21 protein-coding genes are annotated in these 24,140 nt (G+C 71.7%); 9 read left to right on the forward strand and 12 right to left on the reverse strand.

Features of this window, described 5'->3' with window-relative positions; translation table 11 throughout:
• Positions 1 to 3 precede the first annotated feature (3 nt).
• From pucL to uraD, 3 genes are all read right to left on the reverse strand, one after another.
• Positions 4 to 888 carry a factor-independent urate hydroxylase gene (gene pucL, locus ACFQVD_RS17380; RefSeq protein WP_343979686.1) on the reverse strand — a complete coding sequence of 295 codons (885 nt, stop codon included), beginning with the start codon at positions 886 to 888 and terminating at the stop codon, positions 4 to 6.
• A 1-nt stretch (position 889) separates the two neighbouring features.
• Positions 890 to 1,201: a hydroxyisourate hydrolase gene (gene uraH, locus ACFQVD_RS17385; protein ID WP_343979690.1), complete on the reverse strand. Its 312-nt coding sequence runs from the start codon at positions 1,199 to 1,201 to the stop codon at positions 890 to 892.
• 115 nt (positions 1,202 to 1,316) lie between these two features.
• Positions 1,317 to 1,892 (reverse strand): 2-oxo-4-hydroxy-4-carboxy-5-ureidoimidazoline decarboxylase, encoded by a 576-nt coding sequence (gene uraD, locus ACFQVD_RS17390; protein ID WP_343979693.1) that lies wholly within the window; start codon positions 1,890 to 1,892, stop codon positions 1,317 to 1,319.
• Between the two features lie 245 nt (positions 1,893 to 2,137).
• Here uraD and ACFQVD_RS17395 point away from each other — a divergent pair, with 245 nt between their 5' ends.
• Positions 2,138 to 2,986, forward strand: a complete 849-nt coding sequence (locus ACFQVD_RS17395; protein WP_343979696.1) for a deoxyribonuclease IV — start codon at positions 2,138 to 2,140, stop codon at positions 2,984 to 2,986.
• Between the two features lie 571 nt (positions 2,987 to 3,557).
• On the opposite strand, the gene ACFQVD_RS17400 is transcribed toward ACFQVD_RS17395, so the two are convergent.
• The 3 genes from ACFQVD_RS17400 to ACFQVD_RS17410 all read right to left on the reverse strand — a co-directional run bounded on the left by ACFQVD_RS17400 (position 3,558) and on the right by ACFQVD_RS17410 (position 6,289).
• Positions 3,558 to 4,349: a LytR/AlgR family response regulator transcription factor gene (locus ACFQVD_RS17400; RefSeq protein ID WP_343979698.1), complete on the reverse strand. Its 792-nt coding sequence runs from the start codon at positions 4,347 to 4,349 to the stop codon at positions 3,558 to 3,560.
• 66 nt (positions 4,350 to 4,415) lie between these two features.
• Complete coding sequence (locus ACFQVD_RS17405; RefSeq protein ID WP_343979700.1) at positions 4,416 to 5,609, reverse strand: histidine kinase; 1,194 nt, start codon at positions 5,607 to 5,609, stop codon at positions 4,416 to 4,418.
• 59 nt (positions 5,610 to 5,668) lie between these two features.
• The gene (locus ACFQVD_RS17410; RefSeq protein WP_343979704.1) at positions 5,669 to 6,289 is read right to left on the reverse strand and encodes a molybdopterin-dependent oxidoreductase; all 621 of its coding nucleotides are present in this window, start codon (positions 6,287 to 6,289) and stop codon (positions 5,669 to 5,671) included.
• A 342-nt stretch (positions 6,290 to 6,631) separates the two neighbouring features.
• Between ACFQVD_RS17410 and aroF the strand changes: the two genes are divergently transcribed.
• Entirely contained in the window at positions 6,632 to 7,669 is a 1,038-nt protein-coding gene (gene aroF / locus ACFQVD_RS17415; RefSeq protein ID WP_343979708.1) for a 3-deoxy-7-phosphoheptulonate synthase, read from the forward strand.
• A 58-nt stretch (positions 7,670 to 7,727) separates the two neighbouring features.
• On the opposite strand, the gene thiI is transcribed toward aroF, so the two are convergent.
• The 3 genes from thiI to macS all read right to left on the reverse strand — a co-directional run bounded on the left by thiI (position 7,728) and on the right by macS (position 10,878).
• Positions 7,728 to 8,930, reverse strand: coding sequence for a tRNA uracil 4-sulfurtransferase ThiI (gene thiI, locus ACFQVD_RS17420; RefSeq protein ID WP_343979711.1), 1,203 nt, complete (start codon positions 8,928 to 8,930; stop codon positions 7,728 to 7,730).
• Positions 8,931 to 9,046: 116 nt separating this feature from the next.
• Positions 9,047 to 9,685: a response regulator transcription factor gene (locus ACFQVD_RS17425; protein WP_343979714.1), complete on the reverse strand. Its 639-nt coding sequence runs from the start codon at positions 9,683 to 9,685 to the stop codon at positions 9,047 to 9,049.
• An 83-nt stretch (positions 9,686 to 9,768) separates the two neighbouring features.
• The gene (gene macS, locus ACFQVD_RS17430; RefSeq protein ID WP_343979717.1) at positions 9,769 to 10,878 is read right to left on the reverse strand and encodes a MacS family sensor histidine kinase; all 1,110 of its coding nucleotides are present in this window, start codon (positions 10,876 to 10,878) and stop codon (positions 9,769 to 9,771) included.
• A 77-nt stretch (positions 10,879 to 10,955) separates the two neighbouring features.
• On the opposite strand from macS, the gene ACFQVD_RS17435 reads away from it, so the two are divergent.
• Entirely contained in the window at positions 10,956 to 11,813 is an 858-nt protein-coding gene (locus ACFQVD_RS17435; RefSeq protein WP_343979720.1) for an MHYT domain-containing protein, read from the forward strand.
• A gap of 154 nt (positions 11,814 to 11,967) precedes the next feature.
• Here ACFQVD_RS17435 and ACFQVD_RS17440 read toward each other — a convergent pair whose 3' ends face one another.
• On the reverse strand, positions 11,968 to 12,993 hold the full coding sequence (locus tag ACFQVD_RS17440; RefSeq protein WP_343979723.1) for a 6-phosphofructokinase: 1,026 nt from the start codon (positions 12,991 to 12,993) through the stop codon (positions 11,968 to 11,970).
• Between the two features lie 332 nt (positions 12,994 to 13,325).
• A complete protein-coding gene (locus ACFQVD_RS17445; RefSeq protein WP_343979726.1) occupies positions 13,326 to 14,324 on the reverse strand; it encodes a lactonase family protein in 999 nt (332 codons plus the stop codon).
• A gap of 109 nt (positions 14,325 to 14,433) precedes the next feature.
• On the opposite strand from ACFQVD_RS17445, the gene ACFQVD_RS17450 reads away from it, so the two are divergent.
• The 5 genes from ACFQVD_RS17450 (at position 14,434) to ACFQVD_RS17470 (ending at position 19,364) form a co-directional block, all read left to right on the forward strand.
• Positions 14,434 to 15,336, forward strand: a complete 903-nt coding sequence (locus ACFQVD_RS17450; RefSeq protein ID WP_343979729.1) for a bifunctional helix-turn-helix transcriptional regulator/GNAT family N-acetyltransferase — start codon at positions 14,434 to 14,436, stop codon at positions 15,334 to 15,336.
• A gap of 188 nt (positions 15,337 to 15,524) precedes the next feature.
• Positions 15,525 to 16,607 carry an LLM class flavin-dependent oxidoreductase gene (locus ACFQVD_RS17455; RefSeq protein WP_343979732.1) on the forward strand — a complete coding sequence of 361 codons (1,083 nt, stop codon included), beginning with the start codon at positions 15,525 to 15,527 and terminating at the stop codon, positions 16,605 to 16,607.
• Complete coding sequence (locus tag ACFQVD_RS17460) at positions 16,604 to 17,407, forward strand: ABC transporter permease (protein ID WP_343979735.1); 804 nt, start codon at positions 16,604 to 16,606, stop codon at positions 17,405 to 17,407. The genes ACFQVD_RS17455 and ACFQVD_RS17460 overlap by 4 nt, the downstream gene beginning before the upstream one ends.
• 12 nt (positions 17,408 to 17,419) lie before the next feature.
• Positions 17,420 to 18,454, forward strand: coding sequence for a taurine ABC transporter substrate-binding protein (locus tag ACFQVD_RS17465; RefSeq protein ID WP_364149438.1), 1,035 nt, complete (start codon positions 17,420 to 17,422; stop codon positions 18,452 to 18,454).
• Entirely contained in the window at positions 18,435 to 19,364 is a 930-nt protein-coding gene (locus tag ACFQVD_RS17470; protein WP_343979741.1) for an ABC transporter ATP-binding protein, read from the forward strand. The genes ACFQVD_RS17465 and ACFQVD_RS17470 overlap by 20 nt, the downstream gene beginning before the upstream one ends.
• Here ACFQVD_RS17470 and ACFQVD_RS17475 read toward each other — a convergent pair.
• On the reverse strand, positions 19,342 to 20,472 hold the full coding sequence (locus tag ACFQVD_RS17475; protein ID WP_343979744.1) for an alkaline phosphatase PhoX: 1,131 nt from the start codon (positions 20,470 to 20,472) through the stop codon (positions 19,342 to 19,344). The two genes, ACFQVD_RS17470 and ACFQVD_RS17475, sit on opposite strands and share 23 nt — an antisense overlap.
• Positions 20,473 to 20,671: 199 nt before the next feature.
• Between ACFQVD_RS17475 and ACFQVD_RS17480 the strand changes: the two genes are divergently transcribed.
• On the forward strand, positions 20,672 to 23,974 hold the full coding sequence (locus ACFQVD_RS17480; protein WP_343979747.1) for a P-loop NTPase fold protein: 3,303 nt from the start codon (positions 20,672 to 20,674) through the stop codon (positions 23,972 to 23,974).
• The last annotated feature ends 166 nt before the right edge of the window (positions 23,975 to 24,140 follow it).

Genomic DNA, 24,140 nt, shown 5'->3' on the forward strand with positions numbered 1-24,140 from the left:
TCATCACTCCCAGGCGAAGCGTGCGTCGGGGGTGTCGTCGCGGAGCACACTGCCCTCGATCAGCCCGTAGGGACGGTCGGCGGCGTAGAACACCTCATTGGGGTTGTCCAGCCCGAAGGGGGTGAGGTCCACCAGGAAGTGGTGCTTGTTCGGCATCGCCAGGCGCACCTCGCAGACCTCCTTCCGGGTGTTCAGCACCCGCTCGCCCATCGCGTAGAGCGTCTGCTGCAGCGACAGGCTGTAGGTCTCGGCGAACGCGCCGAGCAGGCAGCGGCGCACCTCGTCGTAGGACTCCCCGTACGGGGACGCTCCCGGCAGGTGCCGCCAGCGGGCCGAGACCTCGGTGGCCAGGACACGGTCCCCGGTGGGTTTCAGGGTGGTGTACTCGTCCTGGACGAAACCGGAGAACTCCGACCCCGTCGAGTTGAGCACCACCAGGTCCTTCAGCCCGGAGACCACGGTGGTGCTGCCGTCCCGGTCGTGGTGGACGACGCAGGTGCGTGTCTCCCTGCCGGAGCGAACGAAGGAGTGCCGCCCGCCCCCGGCTCCCGAGGCTCCCGGGATCCGATCCCAGAAGTACTCCTCGATCTCCACCCGGGCGTGGTGGACCGTGGGCTGGGAGTCCACGTAGTGACGGGCCAGCAGGATCGCGAAGTCCTCGATCTGGGCGACACCGTGCTTCCTGGCGAAGGCGTACACGGTGTTCTTCTGCGTGTCGGTCGGCAGGACCGCGGCGTTGTCGCCGGTGAGGTGGACCGCCTCCATGTCACCGGAGAGTGCCGAGCCGACGGTGACGTCCTTGATGTGGTGGACGTCACCGTCCCTGACGACACGGACCAGGCGGGTCTCCGCCTTGCCGTAGCGGTTGGGTCCGAGAACGACGGGCATGCTAGCTCCCTCGATACGTCGAGTAGGCGAACGGGCTGAGCAGCAGGGGCACGTGGTGGCGCTCCCCCGGGTCCGCCACCGTGAAGTCGATCGAGATCCGCGGGTAGAAGGCGTCCACCGCGCGGGCGGCGAAGTAGGCCCCGGTCTCGAAGACCAGCCGGTGGGCGCCCGCCCCGCACGTCCACCCCGCGATCCGCCCGTCGGCGTCGGTGACGCCCTCGGCGAGCACCTCGCCGTCCCGTTCCAGGCGTACGGCGACACCCGCCGCCGGCCTGCCCAGGGCGGCGTCGAGCACATGCGTGGACAGACTCATACGGGACCTTCCGCAAGCGTGGGTTCGGGGAGCGCGGTGCCTACCTGCCCGTTCCCGGAGGTACGGGGATCGTCCAACGGCTTTCGGGGAACATGGGCCACGGGGCGCGCGGAGTTCATGTGGCCGGTCCCGGAGACGAGTGGCCGCTTTCGAGGAGTTTCCCGAGCCGAAGACGAGTGATCTTCGCGAGCTCGGCCCTGACCACGTTCTGCTCGGTGTCCTCGTCGTTGCCGAGCCGCTCGGTGAGGCGGGCCAGCATCTCCTCGGCCGACAGGCCGGTGGCGCAGATCAGGTAGACGTGGCCGAACCGCCGCTCGTAGGCGCGGTTGCCCTCCGCCAGCCGGTCCAGGACCTCCCGCCCCACCGCCTCGACCCCCGACTGCTCGCGGCGGGACCAGGCCCCTTCCCTCCCGGAACGACCGGCCGCCGGGCCACCCTCGCGGGGCGGCTCGCCGATCCTGGGGTGGGCGGCCAGTGCCTCGTGCACACCGGACCAGTCCAGGCTCCGCACGGTGGCCTCCGCGACCTCGGCCAGCCGGTCGAGGTCGCGGTAGGGGCGTGACGCCGCCACCCGCGCGGCGAAGTCCCGGCAGGCGCAGCAGGCCAGCAGTTCGGCCTCGGCCTCCTCGGTGCCCAGCGCGTTGAAGGCGGCCAGCCCCGCGACCTGCGGCGCGGAGTGCGGGTTAGACATGGGAGCAGTACACACACCACCGGCGCGTACAGTCCAGCGACAAGCACCCCAAACTGTGCCAAGGGTTTGCCGCAGATTTCCGCAACATACTCCAAACCCGCTGGTACCCGGCGCTCGGTTCTCCTTGGGAGACGTGGTTGAGCGCGCCTCACCGGTCACCTCGCCCCGGAGTGCGGGGAGGACAGGCCGGCTGGGCGGCCTGTCGGCTGTGAAGCGCCGGGGGCGGCGCCTAAACTGGCGTCACCATGACTTCCCTTTCCCCCATCGGCGGACACGTCTCCGTCACCGGCGGCCTCGCCAAGGGCGGGCTGCGCTACGCCTCCGACATCGGTGCCGAGATGATCCAGGTGTTCGTCACCAACCCTCGTGGCTGGGCGCTCGCCGTGGGCGACCCCGCCCAGGACGCCAAGCTCCTCGAGTCGGGCGTGCTCTCCTTCGTGCACGCGCCCTACCTGGTCAACATGGGCTCGCCCAGCGCGGAGACACTGGAGAAGTCGGTGGCCACCGTGCGGCACAACCTGCTGCGCGGCCACGCGATCGGCGCGAAGGGAGTGGTCGTCCACACGGGGTCGGCGGTGAGCCAGTCCCGCGACGAGGCGCTGCGCCAGCTGCGTGAACATCTCCTGCCGCTCCTGGACGAGATCCCCGACGACGGACCCGACCTGCTGCTGGAGCCGATGGCCGGGCAGGGCGCGGTGCTCTGCGCGACGGTCCAGGACCTGGAGCCCTACCTGGCGGCCCTCGACTGGCACCCCAAGGCGGGGGTCTGCTTCGACACCTGCCACGCCTTCGCCGCCGGGCACGACCTGTCGACCTCCGAGGGCGTCAAGGAGACTCTGGAGGCCCTGCACGCGATCGCCCCCGGGCGGCTCAAGCTGGTCCACGCCAACGATTCCAAGGACGTGTGCGACTCCAGGAAGGACCGGCACGAGAACATCGGCTCCGGCCACATCGGTGCCGAGCCCTTCGCCGACATGCTGAGCCATCCCGTGATGGCCGGGGTGCCGTTCTGCATCGAGACACCGGGCGGCGCCGAGAAGCACCGCGAGGACATCGAGGCGCTCAAGAAGCTCCGCGACCGGGTGGGTTCCTGACCTTCCCGAAGGTCGGACGGGACGCCCGTCCTCGTGATCCGGCCGCCCCCGTGTGGCCGGATCACGGTCCGGCCCGCTGGCTAACGCGGGCGTCCCGTCGCACTCGGAGAGCGGCGACCCCTCCCCCTTCCGGTCAAGGACCCGGTGGCCGGATGCCGGCGGTCACCCCGTGTCCGCGCATCAGGTCCTGTGCGAGCCTTACGGCCCTGTCCCCCCTGATCCGGCGGGTCTCGCTCTCCGATGAGGGAACACTAGAGGCGCGTCCAGACGAGCGAGCGGCGCTTTCCCGCCAGCGCGATTAACGGTCAGTAGTTGTCGATGTGCGGAGAGTGCCGACACGACGAACGGCGCACGGCAGGCGACGAACGGTCGATCGGGGGCTCGTGGGACCCCTGTGACCCGCCCCGTGCCGGGAAACGCCGATGAGCCGTACGACCACGGAACGGCGCACGGAAGGCACCGGGTCGGACGGCGAGCGGGGACGCACGAGAAGGACGGCGACCGCGGAACGGCCGCCGGAGGCCCGCACGGGCGCGAACCACCGTGCGGGGACCGCGGAGGGCGTGCCGCGTTACCGCAGGGCGGGCGCGGAGGGCAGGGGTCTGGCCCGGACCACGCCGGGGACGGCCGGGCGGTCACGGAACTGGCGGACCAGCCGTTCGCGGACCTCGCGGGCGTGCCGGCGGCTGACCGGAAGCGTCTCGTTGCCCACCCGGAGCATCACCCTGCCGCCGTCGAAGCGCAGCTCGCTCACGTGCCGCACCGAGACCAGCGTGCTGCGGTGCACCCGGATGAACCCCGATCCCGCCCAGCGCCGCTCCAGGGCGGCCAGCGACATGCGGACCAGGTAGCTGCCCTCGTCGGTGTGGAGCCGGACGTAGTCGCCCTGCGCCTCGGCGAACCAGACCGCCTGCTGGGGCACGAACCGCGTCCGTCCCGCGAGCTCGACCGGGATGACGTCCTCCGGCACGGGTTCGGCCGTCGCCGGAATCATGGACTCCAGGCGCCTTACCGCCTCGGCCAGCCGGTCGGCCCTGACCGGCTTCAGCAGGTAGTCGACCGCCTCCAGCTCGAAGGCCTGCACCGCGCACTCCTCGTGGGCGGTGACGAAGACCAGCCGGGGCGGGTTGGGAAACCCCGCGATGAGCCTGGCCAGGTCGAGGCCGTCCAGTCCCGGCATCCGGATGTCGAGGAACACCCCGTCCAACCGCTCGCCCGTGCCGAGCATCTGGACCATGTCCTGAAGCGCGGTGACCCCGCTCGCGGCCGTGGAGACGTGCTCGATACGGGGGTCCTGGCGGAGGAGATAGGCGATCTCCTCAAGGGCGGGGACCTCGTCGTCAACGGCCAGGACTCGCAACATGACCCCACGCTGCCCTCTGAACCGCATCCGCCGCAAGCCTCATGGCAACTTCGGGTAATAGTTTGACTACAAATAGCTATTGGCGGGGTGGAGCTTGGGAACGCGGAGCCGCACCGTCGTGCCCGCGTCCGGCGCGCTCTCCACGATCAGCCCGTAGTCCTCGCCGTAGATCTGGCGGAACCGCACGTCGACGCCCGCCAGCCCGATCCCGCCCTCCTCTCCCGGCGGCGGCACGGAGCCGTCGAGGAGCCCCCTGGCCCGCTCGGGCGGCATGCCCAGGCCGTCGTCCTGCACGCTGATGTGGGCCTCGGCCCCGGCGTCGCTGACCACCACCCGCACCTCTCCACGACGTCCCGCGGCCGCCACGCCGTGCTTGACCGCGTTCTCCACCAGCGGCTGCAGGCAGAGGAACGGGACGGAGACCGACAGCACCTCCGGCGCTACCCTGAGGGTGAAACGGAGCCGGTCGCCGAACCTGGCACGTTCCAGGAGCAGGTAGCGGTCCACGCAGTGCAGCTCCTCGGCGAGGGTGGTGAAGTCACGCGCCCGGCGCAGCGCGTACCGGTTGAAGTCGGCGAACTCCACCAGCAGCTCCCGCGCCCGCTCGGGGTCGGTGCGGACGAACGAGGCGATGGTGGTCAGCGCGTTGTAGACGAAGTGCGGAGACATCTGGGCCCGCAGCGCCCGCATCTCCGCCTCCATCGTCCGCCGCCGCGAGGAGTCGACCTCCGCCAGCTCCAGCTGCCCCGAGACCCACCTGGCGACCTCGGTGACGGTCCGCACCAGTGCCACGCTCACCACGGCGTCATAGGCGGCGAGCGTCCCGACCACCCGCCCGTCGACGGTGAGCGGTACGACGACCCCGCCCCTGGTGGCACAGCCCGGCGCGTCGCAGGCCGGCGCCTCCCCGGTCACCACGTGCGGGCGCGCCGAGGCCAGGACGATCCTGGCGTGCTCGGGCGCGTGGTCGCGGTGGCAGCCCGCCGCGCCGTCCCAGGCGAGCAGGCCACCGCCGTCGGCGACCGCGACGGCGCTGGTACCCAGCAGGGTACGCAGGTGGCGGACCGCCTTACGGGCGGACTCGTGGGTGAGCCCGGCCCGCAGCGAGGGAGCCGCCATCGCCGCGATGTGCAGTGTCAGGAAGGTGGCCTCGTCCGTCGGACCGCCCTGCCGGTCCGGGTGCCGCCGGCGCGGACGGGGAAGGACGAGTCCGAGAAGGGCACTGAAGGCGCAGAGCAGCACCCAGCCCGTGGTCGACATGCGGAAAACCGTAGTCAACCCGCCCCGGAGATCGGGGGCGAACGCCGATCACGGACCGATCAGGGTGGGCCTTCGCCCGCTTCCTCCTGATAGGAGTAGCGCTGCTCGCGCCAGGGGTCGGCGATGTTGTGGTAGCCGCGCTCCTCCCAGAAGCCGCGCCTGTCCTCCAGCAGGTACTCCACGGCGCGCACCCACTTGACGCTCTTCCACGCGTACAGGTGCGGGACGATCATCCGCACCGGGAACCCGCGTTCCAGGGCGATGGGCTTCTCGTCCAGTTCCAGCGCGAACATCGTCTGTGCACGGTCGAAGTCGCCTATCCGCACGTTGGCGCTGTAGCCGTACTCACCCCAGATCATCACGTGCTTCACCTCGGGTGCGGGCGGGGCGACCTCCATCAGCGTCGCCGCGGACACCCCGCCCCACTCGTTACCCATGATCGAGAACTTGGTGACGCAGTGGAAGTCGGCCACCACCGTGGTACGCGGCAGCGCGGAGAACTCGGGCCAGGTGAAACGGTGCTGCTCACCCGAGGCCGTCGCCCCCATGACGTGCAGCTGCCAGGTCTCCGGGCGGAACCGGGGCACCCGGCCGTAGTGGATCACCGGTCGGCCCCGGGGGACGTACTGGCCCGGAGGCAGACGAGGCTCCTCCCACGAAGGTTCGGACTGCTCCACCATCACTCCCTTCGCCGTTTCCCCTATGGCACGTGGTAATCCTGCCATCGCGGACTTCCCGCCGCCTCGGCGGCTACCGAATAACGTTCTTTCACCTGACGGGACGGAGGCGCTCTGACCGTGCGCTATCATTTCCCACTATGCGTACAGCGTTCTGGTTTTTTTATGGCGACGGACCCGTGAGTCGGACCGTTCGCCACCAGATGCTGCGCTGACAGCCTGGCGAACAGAAGGCCCCGGGTCCGGTTTCGGACTCGGGGCCTTCTGCTTTTCCCGGCCTTCATCGAACACACCACAGACCTCGGAGCCGGCCGGACCGGCCGGAGCCGTCGAAGAGGGAGAGACATGGTCATCGTCATGGGACCCGGCGCCACGGAGCAGGACGTCGAGGCGATCGTGGAGGTCATCGGCACGGCGGGCGGCGAGGCGTTCGTCAGCCGGGGCGTGAGCCGCACGATCATCGGCCTGGTCGGCGATGTCGCCCAGTTCACCACCCTCGACCTGCGAGGCATGACCGGGGTGGCCGACGTGATGCGGGTGAGCGCGCCGTACAAGCTGGTGAGCCGCGACAACCACCCCGAGCGGTCCACGGTCCGCGTCGGCGGTGTGCCGATCGGTCCCGGCACGGTGACCCTGATCGCCGGCCCGTGCGCGGTGGAGACCCCCGAACAGACCCTTCAGGCCGCCCGGATGGCCGCCGCGGCCGGGGCCACCCTGCTGCGCGGCGGCGCCTACAAGCCCCGCACCTCCCCGTACGCCTTCCAGGGGCTCGGCGAGGCCGGCCTGCGCATCCTCGCCGACGTGCGCGAGCGGACCGGGCTTCCGGTCGTCACCGAGGTCGTCGACGCGGGCGACGTGGCGCTGGTGGCCTCCTACGCCGACATGCTCCAGGTCGGCACCCGCAACGCGCAGAACTTCGCGCTGCTCCAGGCCGTCGGCGCCGCCGGCAAGCCGGTGATGCTCAAGCGCGGGATGAACGCCACCATCGAGGAGTGGCTGATGGCCGCCGAGTACATCGCCCAGCGCGGCAACCTCGACGTCGTGCTCTGCGAGCGCGGCATCCGCACCTTCGAGACCGCCACCCGCAACACCCTGGACGTCTCCGCGGTGCCGCTCGCCCAGCGGCTGTCGCACCTGCCGGTCATCGTCGACCCGTCCCACTCCGGCGGCCACCGCGACCTGGTCCTGCCGCTCACCCGCGCCGCCATCGCGGCCGGTGCCGACGGCGTGATCATCGATGTCCACCCGCGCCCCGACCAGGCCCTCTGCGACGGCCCCCAGGCGCTGGTCGACGGCGACCTGGACGAACTGGCCCGGGTGATGGAGCGGTTCCCGCCGCTGCTGGGCAAGGTCGCGGCCGTCGACGCCCTGGCCCCCGCCTGACCCACCCGCTCGCCGCGGCTTCCGGCCCCGGACACACCCGGGGCCGGGAGATCCGATCTCAGGCGTCGAGCCGGTACTCCTGCAGGGATCCGGCGAGCTGGACGGCGAGCTCCTCGGCGTCCAGGCGGCGTTCGATCTTCTTCAGGTCGGCGACCTTCGCGGCGGTCTCGGCGCGGCGGGGGGCCAGCAGCGAGCAGCAGTCCTCGTCCGGCAGCTCGGAGATCGCCAGGGTTCCGATGCGGCGGGCCTCGGCCATGATCTCGGTCTTGTCGAGGCCGATGAGCGGCCGCAGGATCGGCATGTCGACCGCGTCGTCCTGGGCGGTGATGTTCTGCAGGGTCTGCGAGGAGACCTGGCCCAGGGAGTCGCCGGTGACCAGGGCACCGGCGCGCAGCCGGCGGGCGACCTCCTCGCCGGTCTTCAGCATCAGACGGCGCTGGGTGATCACCGCCAGGCGGTCCTGGCCGGAGGCCTTGATGGACTGCTGGGCCTTGCCGAAGGGGACGACCCACAGCCGGGACCCGCCCTGGAACCTGTCGAGTGCCCTGACCAGCGCGTACGCCTTGTAGATGGACTCGGAGGTGGTGAAGGGGATGCCGGAGAAGTGCAGGAAGTCGACGCGCAGGCCGCGGCGCATCATCCGGTAGGCGGCCACCGGGGAGTCGATGCCACCGGACATCAGGACCAGGCCCCGGCCGCTGGTGCCGACCGGCAGCCCGCCCTGGCCCGGCAACCCGCCGGTGAAGACGAACGCCTCGTCGCGATCGACCTCGATGGAGACCACCAGCTCGGGGCGCTTCAGGTCGACCGGCAGCCCGTAGATGTCGTTGAGCTCGCCGCCGACCGAGCGGTCCAGCTGCATCGAGGTGAGCGGGAAGCGCTTGTCGCGGCGGCGGGAGCGGACCGCGAAGGAGACGCCGCGCCTGACGTCGTCGCGGTCGGCCAGCAACTCGATGGCGGCCTTGGTGATCGCCGAGGGGTCCTTGGCCACCCGCCAGGCGCGGTGGATCCAGACCAGCCCGGGAATGTACGAGACACGCTCGGCGACCGTGTCCGCGACCTCGACCCCGGTGCCGTCCGGCAGGAAGATCGCGATGACGCCGTGGCGCTGCCGGACGTCGACCTTGACGCCGACATCCTTCAGCGCGGCCTTGATGTTGGCCTGCAACCTCCGCTCGAAGAGCTCACGGTTGTTGCCCTTGAGGACGACCTCGCCCAGTTTGAGCAGAACGCAGGGCTCGCCCAAGGCGGACATGGTCATGGTGCAACCTCCGGTAGAGCTTCGAGGGGATATGAGGGGCTTTGTGGTAGGGCTTCGTCAAGTCTCTCGCGCGTTGGCGCAAAGACAACCTCTCGACCTTGTTACTTTAGTCGGGACTACGACTCGTCGAGGCCCTGCTCGATGGCGTAGCGGGCCAGTTCCACCCGATTGTGGAGCTGAAGCTTGTTCAGCGTGTTCTGGACGTGGTTCTGCACGGTCCGGTGGGAGAGCACGAGACGCTCGGCGATCTGCTTGTAGGACAACCCCTTGGCGACCAGGCGGAGCACCTCGGTCTCCCGCTCGGTCAGGCGGGGCGTCGCCTCGGGCGCGGATCTGGCCGCCAGCCTCCGGTACTCCCCCAGCACGAGCCCGGCCAGCCCGGGGGTGAAGACCGCGTCGCCCCCGGCGGTGCGCCGGACCGCGTCGAGGAACTCCTCCTTGCTCGCGGATTTCAGCAGATATCCGGAGGCTCCCGCCTTGATGGCCTCCAGCACGTCCTCCTGCTCGCCGCTGGCCGACAGCACCAGCACCCTGGGCGGCGGCTCCGAGGTGGCCAGCCTCCTGGCCACCTCGACCCCCGGCAGGTCGGGCAGCCGCAGGTCCAGCACCACCAGCTCGGGCCGGACCGCCGCGGCCACCCGGACCGCCTGCCGCCCCTCCCCGACCGCGGCCACCACCTCGTATCCGGCCTCGGCCAGGTCCCTGGCCACCCCGTCCCTCCACATCGGGTGATCGTCCACCACCATCACGCGCATTGGCCTACCTTAGGCCCGTTCCTCCTGGGGCGTCCGTCCCCGGGCGGCCCGGCCCGCCCACCGTGGCGGCCGCGAGAGGCGGTCTAGGCGGTCGGCACCGACATCTCGATCTCGGTGCCCCGGCCGGGAGCGGAGATCACACTGACCGTGCCACCGAGGTCCGCGACACGGCCCCGGATGGACTGCGCGACGCCGAGCCGCCCGTCGGCGGCGGCCTCCTCCAGGCGTCCGGGTGCCATGCCCGGCCCCTCGTCCCTGACGGTCACGGTGACCAGCCCGTCGTCACTCTCGGCGAAGACCCACGCGGGCGCGCGCGCCCCGCAGTGGCGGGCGACGTTGTCCAGGGCGGCTCCGACCGCGGCGGCCATCTCCGCCGCGGTGGCCGCGGGCAGGACCAGCGGGGTCGCCGGGGCCGAGACGGTGACCGTGGCCGAACCGTACCTGTGCAGCAGGGCGCACAGGTCCGCGGTGCCCGCGGCGGGTGCCTCGGGCCTGAGCCTGACCAGCTCGCGCAGGGCGGCCTCCTGCTCGCCCGCGAGCCTGCCCAGCTCGGCCGCCTCGCCGCCGATCTCCTGCCCACGCCGCTGGACCAGCGCGAGCACCTGGAGCACCGAGTCGTGGATTCCCCTGGCGAGCCGCTCCCGCTCCCGCCCCGCGACCTCCAGTTCGATCGCCTGCTCCATGCGCTCCTCGGCCTTCTTGGCCAGCCGGGCGACGTGCCCGACGACGGTCCCGGCGAGGAAGAGCAGGACGGTGCCGTTGATCGGCAGCGTCTCGAAGCCGCCTCCGGGCACGCCGTGCAGCCACAGGTCGGCCAGCGAGACGATCAACGCGGCCACGGCCCCCGCCCGCCGTCCGCCGTACACGCCCCAGGCGAGCACCGCGCCGCCCATCCAGGTGCCGGTGATCGGCAGGCTGCCCTCCTGGTAGGCGCCCTGCACCGCCGGGGTGGCGAGCAGGCAGCCCACGGTCACGAGCATGTCGGCGGCGAGCAGCGGCCGGCCGCGGAGCTCCTCGACGGAGTAGGCGAAGATCGTCCCCACGGTCCACAGCGCCATGACGCCGATCACCAGCCAGCCGGTCGCCGGGTGGGCGTACCCCCCGGCACGGATGAGCAGAACCGCCGCGTAGCCAAGGGACGCGACGCGGAACACCGCGACCGCCCGCCAGAACGGCCCCTCGATTCCGGTCACCCGCCAGCCCTACCTCTCAGCAAGAAAGCGGCGTACTGCAATAATCCACCGATTTCTCTCTCACGAAAAACTGGAACATGTCCCACGTAGATCACTTTTCTTACGGCCTGCTCACCCCCGCGCTGGCCTACGTCATGTCGAGCGTCGGATGCATGCTCGGACTCCTGCTCACCGCCAGAGCCCGCGAGGCGGTGGGAGCGGCACGGGCCCGCTGGCTGGTGGGCGGGGCACTGTCCATCGGCGGCACCGGCATCTGGGTCATGCACTTCGTCGCCATGATGGGCTTCTCCGTCGGTGACGGCCAGATCCGCTACGACGTGCCACTGACGATCGGCTCGGCGACCCTGGCCGTCGTCGTGGTGGGCGTGGGCCTGTTCCTGGTCTCCTACCGGGGCGAGAGGTTCGTGCCGCTCGTCTCCGGCGGCGTGCTCACCGGTCTCGGCGTGGCGGGCATGCACTACATCGGCATGTTCGCGATGAAGATGCCGGCCCACCTCTCCTACGATCCGACGCTGGTCGGGATCTCGGTCGCGATCGCGATCGCCGCGTCCATCGTGGCGCTCTGGTTCAGCCTGCGGGTCAGCGGCGTGCTCGCCACCGGCGGAGCCGCGATGATCATGGCCCTGGCGGTCTGCGGCATGCACTACACCGGCATGTTCGCGCTCGAGGTGCGCCCCCGGCTCTCACCCGCGCCGCTCGGAGGGGCCAAGGGCATCGACTTCATGCTGCCCACGCTGGCCGTGCTGGGCCTGCTGACCATCGGCCTGCTGCTCACCGTCATCCTGTCGCCGTCGCAGCCGGAACTGGACCACGACGCCGCCCTGCTGGCCAGGCTGGAGAACCGCCGCGCCGAGGCCCGGCTGCACGAGCCGGTCACCCCGCCCGCCGCTCAGGCGCCGAAGGGCCGTTCCCTGTTCGACTCCCAAGAGCGATGATGTACGGCCTGCGCCCGCCGGGCCGCTCGGTCAGGGCGCAAGCCGTACATGGAGGGGAATCGCAGGCGGCCGGCCGCCCGGTCAGGAGGCTAGGGCCGGCCACTTGCAGAACGCTTGCAGTCGGCCACTCTCCGCGACGGACCGCACTGACGCCTCAGCCGAAGAAGACCTCGGCCTCCTCGTAACGGCCGGCCGGCACGGTCTTCAGCTCCTTGGTGGCCTCGTCGAGACCCACCCGCACGATCTCGGTGCCCTGAAGGGCGACCATCTTGCCGAAGTCGCCGTCCTGCACCGCGTCGATGGCCTGCAGGCCGAACCTGGTGGCCAGCACCCGGTCGAAGGCCGTGGGGGTGCCGCCACGCTGGATGTGGCCGAGCACCGTGGTGCGGGCCTCCTTGCCGGTGCGCTTCTCGATCTCGCTGGCGAGGTTCTCGCCGATGCCGCCGAGCCTCACGTGGCCGAAGGCGTCGAGTTCGCCCGCCTGCAGCGTCATCTGGCCCTCCACCGGGTGCGCGCCCTCCGCGACCACGATTATCGGCGCGTACTTCGTCTTGAAGCGGGACTCGACGTAGGCGCAGACCCGGTCGATGTCGAAGGGCTTCTCCGGGATGAGGATGACGTTGGCACCGCCCGCCATACCGGCGTGCAGCGCGATCCAGCCCGCGTGGCGGCCCATGACCTCGCAGATCAGCGCGCGGTGGTGGGACTCGGCGGTGGTGTGCAGGCGGTCGATGGCCTCGACGGCGATGTTGACCGCCGTGTCGAAGCCGAAGGTGTAGTCGGTGGCGTTGAGGTCGTTGTCGATCGTCTTGGGCACGCCGACGACCTTCACCCCCTTGTCGAAGAGCTGCTTGGCCACACCGAGGGTGTCCTCGCCGCCGATCGCGATCAGCGCGTCGACCCCGCCCTTCGCGAGATTCTCCTTGATCTTCTCAACACCACCGTCGATCTTGATCGGGTTGGTCCGCGACGAACCCAGGATCGTCCCGCCGCGCGGCAGGATGCCGCGTACGGCCTCGATGTCCAACGGCATGGTTTCGCCCTCCAGGGGACCCCGCCAGCCGTCGCGGAACCCGACGAACTCATGCCCGTGGACGCCCACTCCCTTACGCACGACAGCGCGGATAACGGCGTTCAGGCCGGGGCAGTCGCCGCCCCCGGTGAGCACTCCGATACGCATGACATCCTCCGGTTATGAGTCCGAGCCAAGATGATCAGACTAAAGGGCATGGGCCGGTCGGCGACGGATTTCCGCCACCGACGGAACGCATTCTGCCGTCAGATGCGCCAGTGGTCTAGACCAAATAGAACTAGTCACCACATGTCGCCTCCCTCGATCGGCAGAGAAGCGACATATGAGCGCCTCCACCGGGCCCGAGGTCCGGTTCCGAACGGGGGCGCGCACATCACGGGCAGATCAGGCGCGCCGGCGGGACTCCGGACTCGGGAATCCCCCGGTCACCTCATGGGTCATACCCGCTCGGAACCACCGATCCCCTCCGCACCGGCGGTTCAGGGCAGCGGCAGCACGCAGGACGGGGTGCCGACGGCGAAGAGCTCTCCCGCGGGCCGTGGGACGCCGTCCTTCAGCGGAAGCACGGCGACGGTGTCCGAGCGCTGGTTGGCCACGTACATGCGGCCGTCGGCGATGGCGAAGTGCCGCGGCCAGGCGCCACCGCAGGCGACCTCCGCGACCGGCTTCAACTCGGGGCCGGCGAAGACCGAGATCGTGTCGGGCCCCCGGTTGGCGACGTAGACGAGCTCGCCACGGGCCTCCAGGTGTGAGGGCTGGTTCCGCTCCCCGCTCCCGCTGGCCGGGACGACGTGGATCTCGCGCCATTCGGCGTCGTAGGCGCGCACGGTGCCGTCCAGTTCCCCCGCCACGTACCAGTGGCCGCTCGCCGTGGCCATGTGCCGGGGGCCCATGCCGGACGCGAGCCTGACCGGTCCTTCCGGATGCGGGACCACCTCGTCACCGACCAGGTAGCGACGGATCTCGTCGGCGCCCAGGTCGCTCACGTACAGCACGCCGTCGGGGCCGAAGACCGCCTGGTGGGCGTGGGCCCCCTCACGGTAGGGGAAGATCCACGTGTCGGTCAGCAGGCCGGATCCGTCGATGCCGTGCACGCTGAGGGTGCCGTCGCCGTAGTTGGCCACCGCCAGGCGCGTGCCGGTGGGGTCCACCGCCAGGTGGCAGGGGGCCGTTCCCTCGCTGGACCGTTGCGCGAGCGGGCTCAGCCTGCCGTCGTCGGCGCGGGCGAAGACGCCGACCGTACCGCGCTCGCTCTCCCCCACCGCGTACAGGATCGGGAGGACCGGGTGAACGGCGAGGAACGACGGCCCCGAGGCGGGCGTCTCTCCGAGACGGGCGAGGCTCCCCAGCTCTATCAGGGTGATCCCCGGCCCGGATCCTTCGGTGTCCGGGGTGTACCCACCGATGTACGCGACCTCAGCCATCATGCTCCCGCCGTGGGCACGGCACGCGCCGTCCCAGCTCATCGTCCGTTCCAAGGCAAAATTCGAAGTTAGCGCAGTCGGCCGGCGATCTCACAGTCGCCTGCCCGGAAAGACCCCTGCGATTTCATTGACCTGGTCAATGAAATCGTTGATGCTGTCAAGCATGGAGAGACACGTGGCGGAGGTCCGGGCCTTCAACCGCTTCTACACCCGGCTCATCGGCGTGCTTCACCAGGGCATCCTGGACACCCCCTACTCGCTCACCGAGATGAGGGTGCTGTTCGAGCTGGACCGAGCGGACCGCATGGAGACCGGCGACCTGCGGCGGCTGCTCGGGCTCGACGCCGGATACCTCAGCCGGATGCTCACCAGGTTCGAGGGCGACGGGCTGGTGGTCCGGAAGCGGTCCGCCACCGACGCGCGGCGGCAGGTGGTCGAGCTGACCGACGAGGGCCGGGCCAGGTTCGCGCTCTTCGACGGGCGCGCGGCCGAAGAGGTGCGCGAACTGCTGGCCGGGGTGACCGACGAGGACCGCGGGCGGCTGGTCGCGAGCATGGCGGCCATCGAGGAGATCCTCGGCCGGGAGCCGAGGGCGGGCTCTCCTTACCTCCTGCGCCCGCTGCGTCCGGGCGACCTCGGCTGGGTGATCTACCGGCACGGCACGCTCTACAGCTCCGAGCAGGGCTGGGGCATGGACTTCGAGGCGCTGGTGGCCAGGGTCGCGGCCGACTACGTGGACCACCACGACCCGGCGCGCGAGGCGGGCTGGATCGCCGAGGTGGACGGCGAGCGGGTCGGCTGCGTCTTCTGCGTGCGCAAGGACGACGAGACGGCCCAGTTGCGGTTGCTGCTGGTCGAGCCGTCCGCGCGGGGCATGGGCATCGGCGGCCGGCTCGTGGCGGAGTGTGTGCGCTTCGCCAGGGCCGCGGGCTACCGGCGGATGCGGCTGTGGACCAGGGACGTGCTGCTGGGCGCCAGGCGCATCTACCGGGCTGCGGGCTTCGAGCTCGTCGAGAAGGAACAGCACGGCGACATCGTCGACGAGATCTGGGTCCGCGACCTCTGATCCGATCCCGCCTCGGCCGCTCACCACCCCCGACCAGGCCTGCCGTCGTCGACGGCGCCGCGCGGCGAGACTCGGCCAGCGGGCTTCCTCACCCCACCTCCCCCTAATTCCCTCTTTATAGATCGGTATTATGTGGTTAATATCGGATGGCACCGGCCCGTTCCGTATGAGCTCCGTATGAGGCGAAGATGCGCTTGCACTGGTTCCTGCCGACCACCGGCGACGGCCACCACGTCAGGCCCGCCACGACCACCGTCGCGGCGGGTGCCGTCGCGGACCGGCCCGCGACGCTCGACTACCTGTCCCAGGTGGCTCGGGCCGCGGAGTCCGCGGGCTTCGAGGCGGCGCTGACCCCGGTCGGGGCGGGCTGCCCCGACCCGCTGGTGGCGTGCGGCGCGGTCGCGGCGCGGACCGAGCGGCTCAAGCTGCTGGTGGCCTTCCGGCCCGGCTTCACCCTGCCGACGCTCCTCGCCCAGCAGGCGCAGACCTTCCAGCAGATCAGCGGAGGGCGGCTGCTGCTCAACGTGGTCACCGGCGGCGACCCGCAGGAGCAGCGCGCCTACGGCGACTTCCTCGACCACGACGCCCGCTACGAACGGACCGGCGAGTTCATCGAGGTGCTCAGGCGCACCTGGACCGGCGAGCCGTTCGACCACCGGGGCACCCACTACCGGGTGGCGGGCGGCGGACTGGCCACGCCACTGCTCGACACCCCCGACATCTACTTCGGCGGGGCCTCCCCCGCCGCCGAGCGGGTGGCCGCCGCCGGGGCGGACGTCTACCTGATGTGGGGCGAGCCCCCGGCGATGATCGCCGAGCGGGTCGCCCGGATGCGGAGGCTCGCCGCCGAGGCGGGCCGCGAACTCCGGTACGGCATCCGGCTCCACGTCATCGCCCGCGACACCGCCGACGAGGCCTGGGCGTACGCCGGGCGGCTGCTCACGGGCATGGACCCCGGCAGGATCGCCGCCGCCCAGGCGCGGTTCGCCCGGATGGACTCGGTGGGACAGCGCCGGATGGCCGACCTGCACGGCGGCTCCGCCGAATCCCTGGAGATCTCCCCCAACCTCTGGGCCGGGGTCGGCCTGGTCCGCGAGGGCGCCGGTACCGCGCTGGTCGGCAGCTACCCGGAGGTCGCCGAGCGCCTCCGCGAATACGCCGAGCTGGGCCTGTCGGAGTTCGTGCTGTCCGGCTGGCCGCACCTGGAGGAGGCCTGGCGGGTGGGCGACTTCGTCCTTCCCCGGCTGGCGGCCCCCGCGCTCGTCGCGTGAGCGTCCTCGGAGCCGGGCCGGGCACCGGCCGCACCCTCTGGCGAGCCCTGGCGCTGCGGGCCGGAGCGATCGTCACGCTGGTCGCGATCTGGCAGGCCGTGGCCATGGCCGAGATCTGGCCACCGGTCTTCGTGCCGGAGCCGGTCGCGGTCTGGGACCGGTTCCTGCGCACCACCGCCGACGGTGTGAGCGGCCACACCCTGCAGGAACACCTGCTCACCAGCCTGCGCCGGATCGGGCTCGGCTGCCTGTACGGGGTGAGCGGCGGCATCGTGCTGGGACTGCTGATCGGCATGGTCCCCACGCTGCGCGCGCTGCTCGGCCCCCTGGTCACCTTCGTCCGCACCCTGCCGCCGCTGGCCTACCTCAGCCTGCTGGTGATCTGGTTCGGCATCGACGAGGAGCCCAAGGTCTGGCTCCTGCTGCTGGCCGCGCTCCCGCCGGTCGCGGTGGCCACCGCCGACGCGGTACGCGGCGTGCACGAGGACTATCTGAACGCGGCCCGCTCGCTCGGCGCCCGCCGGTACGAGCTGCCGCTCCGCGTGGTGCTGCCGAGCGCGCTACCCGAGATCGTCACGGGGGTGCGGGTGGCCGTGGGCGTCGCCTACACCACGGTGGTCGCCGCCGAGACCGTGAACGGGGTGCCCGGCATCGGCGGCATGGTCCGTGACGCCCAGCGCTACAACCAGACGGACGTGGTCGTGCTCGGCATCATCGTCATCGGCCTGTCAGGCCTGCTCATCGACCTCCTTCTGCAAACTCTGGACCGCCGCCTGGTTCCCTGGCGCGGCCGCACCTAGGAAAGACCCGAAATGAAACGCATAGCCCTCGCCCTGACAGCCGCCGCCCTCGCCCTGACCGCCTGCGGATCCGGTACGGAGGAGGCCAAGCCCGCCGCCGACGGCTCTCCCGCGACCCTGCGCATCGGCTACCAGCTCATTCCCAACGGCGACCTGATCGTCAAGGACCAGCAGTGGCTGGAGAGGGCGCTGCCGAACACCAAGATCACCTGGAGCAGGTTCGACTCGGGCGGCGACGTGAACACCGCCATGATCGCCGGCTCGCTGGACATCGGGCTGGCGGGCAGCAGCCCGGTCACCCGCGGCCTGTCCGCGCCGCTCGACATCCCGTACCGGGTGCCGTGGATCTTCGACGTGATCGGTGACAACGAGGCGCTCGTCGCCCGGGGCGGGGTGACCGACGTCAAGGGCCTCGCGGGCAAGCGGGTCGCCGCCCCCTTCGCCTCGACCACCCACTACAGCCTGCTCGCCGCGCTCACCGAGGCCGGCCTCTCCGAGTCCGACGTGAAGATCCTCGACATGGAACCACCGGACATCCAGGCCGCCTGGCAGCGCGGCGACATCGACGCCGCCTACGTCTGGACGCCCACCCTGGCCGAGCTGGAGAAGAACGGCGGCACGACGCTGGTCACCAGCCGGGAGCTGGCCCAGCGGGGCAAGCTCACCGCCGACCTCGCGGTGGTGAGCGACGACTTCGCGAAGAAGTACCCGAAGGCGCTGAGCATCTGGCTCCAGCAGCAGGACCGCGCGGTCAAGCTGGCCAGGAGCGACACCGGCGCCGCCGCCGCGGCCATCGGCCGCCAGCTCAACCTCGACCCGGCCGAGGCCGCGCGCCAGCTCGGCCAGCTCGTGCTCCTCGACGCGAGCGAGCAGCGCTCCGCCGACTATCTCGGCACCCCGGAGGCTCCCGGCAAGCTCGCCGAGAACCTGCACAGCGCGGCGGAGTTCCTCAAGGACCAGCAGAAGGTCGACACCGTCCCCGAGCTAGCGGTCTTCCAGAAGGGCCTGGCCACGCAGGAGCTCGCGGATGCCTTCGCCGGAAACTGACACGGGCACCACCGCCCCCGGAGCGGGCCCGGCCACCTCGAACGGCGCCGCGCACGAGACCGTCGCCTTCCCTGCGGCCGGTCCGGGCGCGGGGCCGGAAGGGCCGCGGGACACCGCGCTCGCCCTCGCCGGGGTGTCGCACTCCTACCGGGGGCGCGCCGGGACCGTCGACGCGCTGGGGCCGATCGACCTGGAGATCGCCGCCGGGGAGTTCGTGACGATCGTGGGCCCGTCGGGGTGCGGCAAGAGCACGCTGCTCCGGCTGGTGGCGGGCTTCACCGCGCCGTCGGCGGGGACCATCACCGCCTCCGGCGCGGCGGTGTCGGGGCCCGCCCCCACCAGGGGCTTCGTGTTCCAGCAGCACCGGCTCTTCCCCTGGCTCTCGGTCGCCGGAAACGTCGGTTTCGGGCTGCGCGGCCTGCCCAGGGCGGCGCGGCGCGAGCGGGTGGCCGAACTGCTGGAGCTGACCGGCCTGGCCGACGTCGCCAAGGCCAGGCCGTATGAGCTGTCGGGAGGCATGCAGCAGCGCGCGGCGATCGCCCGCGCGCTCGCCCCGGACCCCGCGCTGCTGCTGATGGACGAGCCGTTCGCCGCCCTGGACGCCTTCACCAGGGAGCGCATGCAGGAGGAGGTCCGCGAGCTGTGGCGGCGGGCCGGCACGACCGTGGTCTTCATCACCCACAGCGTGGACGAGGCCGTCTACCTCGGCACCCGGGTGCTCGCGCTGAGCGGCAGGCCCGGCCGGGTGGTCTCCGACCGCGCCTCGGCCGTGCCGTACGGGGAGCGTCCCCGCACCGACCCGCTCTTCGCCGGGTTGCGCGAGGAGCTGACCGAGGTGGTCAAACAGGCCGCGTCGCTCAGCGTCGCTCAGCGTCGCTCAGCGGCGCTCAGCGGCGGAAGGGGCCGGTGACCTCGTAGGTGACGCCGTCGGTGCCGGCGGCGTCACCGCGGGCGCCGCGCTGTGAGGAGAAGTAGAGGCGGTCGCCGTCCGGTGAGAAAGCGGGTCCGGTGATCTCCGACCTGGCGTGGCCCGCGATCCGCAGGACGGGGGTGACGACCCGCTCGGGAGTGATCAGGTTGATCTCCATGTCACCGCCGTCCTCGGCGACGTAGAGGTCCCCGGACGGGGTGCCGGTGATGTTGTCGACACCGTTCAGCGGGGCGTCGGCGTCGTAGACGACACCCAGGTGCTCGTTCTCCGTGTCGTAGGCCCACACCCGGTTGTCACCCTTGGTGGTGAAGAAGCACACGCCGTCCGCGTAGTGGCAGCCCTCCCCGCCCGAGAAGCGGGTGGCGCCGGCGACCTGGTCGCGGGTGGCCTTCAGCAGCGCGCCGGGGTCGGGCACGCGCCGCCAGGTCACCGTGCCCGAGTCGGAGGCGCAGAGCACCTCCAGGGTGCCCGAGGTCAGGTCACCCCAGTAGACCGGCCGGAACCGGTAGAAGCAGCCGTCGGGCTCGTCCTCGGTGAGGTAGACCACCCGCCGCTCCGGGTCGCAGGCCGCGGCCTCGTGCTTGAACCGGCCCATGGCGAGGCGCGGCATCGCGGCCCGCGAGCCGTAGGGGTCGCACTCGAAGACCCGGCCGCGGAAGACCTCCTCGCACGACAGCCAGGAGTTCCACGGGGTGCGGCCACCCGCGCAGTTGAGGTTGGTGCCCGACAGGATGCGGTAGGCGCCGACGACGGCTCCGTCCGGCCCGAACCTGATGGCCGACGCCCCGCCGAGCAGCGGGATCTCCGAGTTGGACACGTAGATCCAGCCGTCGCCGTCGGGGAAGCACGCGCCGCCGTCCGGCGCCGGGTGCCAGAGCAGCCCGCCGATCCGGCGGCCGGTGCGGGCGACGATCCGGCTGGTGAACCCCTCGGGCAGCGCGACCCCGTTGGCGTCGGGCTCGCCGAGCGGACCGTAGGGGCCCTCGAAGCTCGGGGCGACGGCACCCGCGACCCCCTGCCAGAGCGAGCCCGCGAGAACCGCACCGGCGGTCAGACATCCGGTGCGCACAAACGTGCGGCGAAGCATGGCCCCTCCTCGTCGTCCCTCACGGTACGCCGCAAGCCGATCGAACTCACATGAACGCCGAGACTCCTTGAGCGCAAACTTTGCGCGAACCGGAGGACAAACATCCGCCAAACCAGGTCGGCCTATCACCAAGATCGCCATCTGTCCCGCCGGAAGCGTCCACAGTGGAATCTTCACCGTCGTCGGATCGGGAGGACCGTTGAGCGAGGGACTCGCGTTCGCGAATCCAGTCTTCGAGACCGCGCCCCGGGTGGGCACCCGCCGAGCTCTCGTCTTCCTCGACTCCCCGCCGGACACGCTCCCGCCCCGGACTCCCGCCCCGCACCCGGCCCCGCCACACGACCGGGCCGGCACGCCGCCCCCCGGCACCCACACCGATCCGCGTGCCGCGGGGCCCGGTGCCGGGCGGCCGGACGCGCGGCTGGCGAGCGCGCTGCGCGCCGAGGGGTTCACCGTCGACGCCGAGAGCAGCGGCGGGGCGAACGCGGACGGCGAGCGGGTGTGGAACCTGCTGCGCTCGGCGCGGGAGGGAGACCTGCTGCTGATCCGGCTACCCGCCGACGGCGGCTGGACCTCGGGACAGCTGGGATCGATGATCGGCACGTTCGGACGGCAGGTCGGCGAGTCGCTGGCGGCCGCCGTGCTGCTGATCGTGGACTTCGGCTGGAGCGCCCTTGACGGCTCCGCCGAACCGGTCAGGCAGCTCGCCGTGGCCGGGGAGCCGAAGGTGGCGGCGGCGGCGCTGACCCTCACGCTGAGGCTCGACGAGACGGTACCCGGCCCGGTGCGCACGCTGACCGACGTCATCGCGGAGGGCCTGCTGACGCGGGCCGCCGACCTCGACGGTGACGGGGCGATCAGCGTCGGGGACCTGCACGCCTACGCGCTCGCCCGCTACACGGCGGTCTCGGCCGCCCGCACCCCCATCCTGATCGCCTACGGAGCCGTCGCCGGTGTCGCCCTGACCCCGGCGAGGGACGCCGCCGCCCCGCACGCCGCCTTCACCCGCGCTCTGGCGCGGCTCGGCGACCACACCCCGCCCAGCTGCGGGATCGAGATCGTCCGGCGGGTCTACGAACTCCACCTGAGCGAGCCGGCCAGGGAGTTGCTGCGCAGGGCCGCCCTGCTCGACGAGGGCGAGCCGATCGACGAGATCCTCGGCGACGCCGCCGAGCTCAGGCAGTGGGGCCTGCTGGGCGACACGACCACGTTCGTCCATCCGGACGTGCGGAGGTTCGGCCACTCGCGGCTCTCGGTGGCCGAACGGGCGCAGACCTCGGCGCTGCTCCGCCGCCACCGGGCCGGGCTCCGTACGGTGCGGCCCCGGGCCAGGCTCACCGCCGACCGGTGGACCACCGAGGACCAGCTCGGGCACCGGGTCTACGCCGAGGCCATCGCCGCGTTCGTCCGTCACCCCGAGACCCGGCCCCCGCTGACGATCGGCGTCAAGGGGCCGTGGGGCACCGGCAAGACCTCCCTGATGCGGATGATCCAGGACCTGCTGGACCCCGGGGCCGCCGGAGACGATCCCGCCCCGATCCACCTGCCCGGCTCCCGCGCGGAGCGGGCGCTGACCAACGCCGAGGTGCTGGCCAGGACCGGCCGGCGCCCCAGGGGGAGCGCCGGGCAGGCGGAGCCGGACCCGCTCCCGCTGCGGCGGGCGGACTGGCGGCCCACGGTCTGGTTCAACCCGTGGATGTACCAGAACGGCGAGCAGGTCTGGGCCGGACTGGCACACGAGATCATCGGTCAGGTCACCCGGCGGTTGCCCCGCGCCGAGCGGGAGCGGTTCTGGCTGGAGCTGAACCTGTCCAGGATCGACCGGGAGGCGGTCCGCGGCCGCGCCTACCACCTGGCGCTGACCCGCCTGGCCCCGGTGGCCCTCGGCCTGGTCGCCACCCTCGTCCTCACCGGGGCGCTGCTGGCCGCCGCCGCGCTGCTGCCCGCCTTCGGCTCCCTGCTGGGGAACGCCGCGGCGGCCGTCGGCTCGGCGGGTGCGGCGGCCGTGGTGGGGGCGGGCGCGCTGCGGCTGGCCCGGTTCTTCGGGGAGTCGGCGGACAACGCCTTCCGCGGCCTGGTCACGCAACCCGACCTGCTCGGCCCGGGCGCGGCCGACGGGGCGGGTGGCGAGGGCGCGACCGCTCCCGGATACCGGTCCAAGACCGGCTTCCTGCACCTGGTGCAGACCGACATGCGACAGGTCCTGAACCTGGTCGCCACCGAGGAGCGCCCGCTGGTGGTGTTCGTGGACGACCTGGACCGCTGCTCGTCCGGAACGGTGGCGCAGGTCATCGAGGCGATCAACCTGTTCCTCGCCGGCGAGTTCCCCAACTGCGTGTTCGTACTGGCCATGGAGCCGGAGGTGGTCGTCGCGCACGTCGAGGCCGCCTATCCGGAACTGGCCGGGACGCTGCCCGTCGGCGGGCGGTCCGGCCTGGGCTGGCGGTTCCTGGAGAAGATCGTGCAGCTACCGCTGAGCGTGCCGCTGCTGGACGACGCCGACCGGCTGCCCGCCTTCGTACGGGCGCTGCTCGGCGTCGCCGACACCGTCCGGCCCGCGGACGTCCTTCCCGACCTGAAGACCGTACGACCGGGTGACCCGGGCGCCATACGGACACCGAATCCGGCCGGACCGCGTCCGGCGGGTCCCCCAGCCGCCCTGGAACGGCTCGACCCGCCCCCGGATCCGGCCGGACCGCGTTCGCGCGGTCCCCTGCCTCCCGCACGGCCCTTCCCGCACGACGCGGCCGCGCCGGGCTCGCCCGGCACCGCCACGCGGTCGGGAGCGGCCGTGCAGGGGCGGCATACGCCGGGCGCGCGGAGGCTGGAGTTGTGGGCACCGGTCGAGGCGCTGGGACCGCCCCCACCGGCGGACCTGACGGGATCGCACCCGGCACCGGGCTCGTGGGCGGCCGATCCGCCGGACCCGGTCCAGGTGAGCCGGTTGCAGGACGCCATCTGGGCACTGCGCCCGACCACGACGACACTCGACGAGGCGGCGCGGCTGGCCCAGGACGCCCTGGGCATCGAGTGCTCGGACGCCGTCGGCGGCCTGTGCGCGGCGACCCGTGAGGCCGCCGACCGGGTCTTCGACGACCTCTACAGCGACGAGAACGCCTACCTGGCGATCGAGTTCGTGCTCCCCGCGCTGACCTTCTTCAACCCGCGCGAGATCAAGCGGTACGTGAACGTCTTCCGCTTCTACTCGTTCCTGACCTACCGCCGCGCCCTGGCCGGGGCGATCCCCGCCTCGGACGGCGAGGTCGCCAAGCTCGCCGCGCTGGCCGTCCAGTGGCCGCACCTGCTGACCTTGCTGGCCAGGGAGGTCGACGGGGTGAGCATCCTGCGCCGTCTGGAGGCCGCCGCGGGCGACGACCCGACCTGGGAGCGGATCGTCGACGAGACCGGCCTCACCACCTACGACTCCCCCCACCTGGAAGCCCTGCGCGACCTGCTCTCCCGCCCCCACCCCATCGCCGACCTGGCCCGCTATCTCCTCTGAACACCGGGTCCCCCGGCTCCACGACCGGTGGTGGTGCGAGTGGAGGCGGAGATGAGTAGGGGCGTACTCATCTCCCGGGCGGCGCCGGTTCGCACACTGAAGGCGGCGGCCCCGCTTATTCGGATATTCGGCTATCGGCCGGGCGCGACAGCCCGGGATGGAGGGT

The sequence above is a fragment of the Streptosporangium amethystogenes subsp. fukuiense genome, from assembly GCF_042665875.1.
Taxonomy (GTDB): Bacteria; Actinomycetota; Actinomycetes; order Streptosporangiales; family Streptosporangiaceae; genus Streptosporangium; species Streptosporangium fukuiense.

What these genes read in the sequence shown, in the direction of transcription:
- uraH (WP_343979690.1), bottom strand. Translation starts at nt 1,201, where the DNA reads ATGAGTCTGTCCACGCATGTGCTCGACGCCGCCCTGGGCAGGCCGGCG.
- ACFQVD_RS17400 (WP_343979698.1), bottom strand. Translation starts at nt 4,349, where the DNA reads ATGTTGCGAGTCCTGGCCGTTGACGACGAGGTCCCCGCCCTTGAGGAG.
- ACFQVD_RS17470 (WP_343979741.1), top strand. Translation starts at nt 18,435, where the DNA reads ATGCCTTCGCCGGAAACTGACACGGGCACCACCGCCCCCGGAGCGGGC.
- ACFQVD_RS17405 (WP_343979700.1), bottom strand. Translation starts at nt 5,609, where the DNA reads ATGTCGACCACGGGCTGGGTGCTGCTCTGCGCCTTCAGTGCCCTTCTC.
- ACFQVD_RS17440 (WP_343979723.1), bottom strand. Translation starts at nt 12,993, where the DNA reads ATGCGTATCGGAGTGCTCACCGGGGGCGGCGACTGCCCCGGCCTGAAC.
- ACFQVD_RS17455 (WP_343979732.1), top strand. Translation starts at nt 15,525, where the DNA reads ATGCGCTTGCACTGGTTCCTGCCGACCACCGGCGACGGCCACCACGTC.
- uraD (WP_343979693.1), bottom strand. Translation starts at nt 1,892, where the DNA reads ATGTCTAACCCGCACTCCGCGCCGCAGGTCGCGGGGCTGGCCGCCTTC.
- pucL (WP_343979686.1), bottom strand. Translation starts at nt 888, where the DNA reads ATGCCCGTCGTTCTCGGACCCAACCGCTACGGCAAGGCGGAGACCCGC.
- ACFQVD_RS17425 (WP_343979714.1), bottom strand. Translation starts at nt 9,685, where the DNA reads ATGCGCGTGATGGTGGTGGACGATCACCCGATGTGGAGGGACGGGGTG.
- aroF (WP_343979708.1), top strand. Translation starts at nt 6,632, where the DNA reads ATGGTCATCGTCATGGGACCCGGCGCCACGGAGCAGGACGTCGAGGCG.
- ACFQVD_RS17465 (WP_364149438.1), top strand. Translation starts at nt 17,420, where the DNA reads ATGAAACGCATAGCCCTCGCCCTGACAGCCGCCGCCCTCGCCCTGACC.
- thiI (WP_343979711.1), bottom strand. Translation starts at nt 8,930, where the DNA reads ATGACCATGTCCGCCTTGGGCGAGCCCTGCGTTCTGCTCAAACTGGGC.
- ACFQVD_RS17450 (WP_343979729.1), top strand. Translation starts at nt 14,434, where the DNA reads ATGGAGAGACACGTGGCGGAGGTCCGGGCCTTCAACCGCTTCTACACC.
- ACFQVD_RS17410 (WP_343979704.1), bottom strand. Translation starts at nt 6,289, where the DNA reads ATGGTGGAGCAGTCCGAACCTTCGTGGGAGGAGCCTCGTCTGCCTCCG.
- ACFQVD_RS17435 (WP_343979720.1), top strand. Translation starts at nt 10,956, where the DNA reads ATGTCCCACGTAGATCACTTTTCTTACGGCCTGCTCACCCCCGCGCTG.
- ACFQVD_RS17475 (WP_343979744.1), bottom strand. Translation starts at nt 20,472, where the DNA reads ATGCTTCGCCGCACGTTTGTGCGCACCGGATGTCTGACCGCCGGTGCG.
- ACFQVD_RS17395 (WP_343979696.1), top strand. Translation starts at nt 2,138, where the DNA reads ATGACTTCCCTTTCCCCCATCGGCGGACACGTCTCCGTCACCGGCGGC.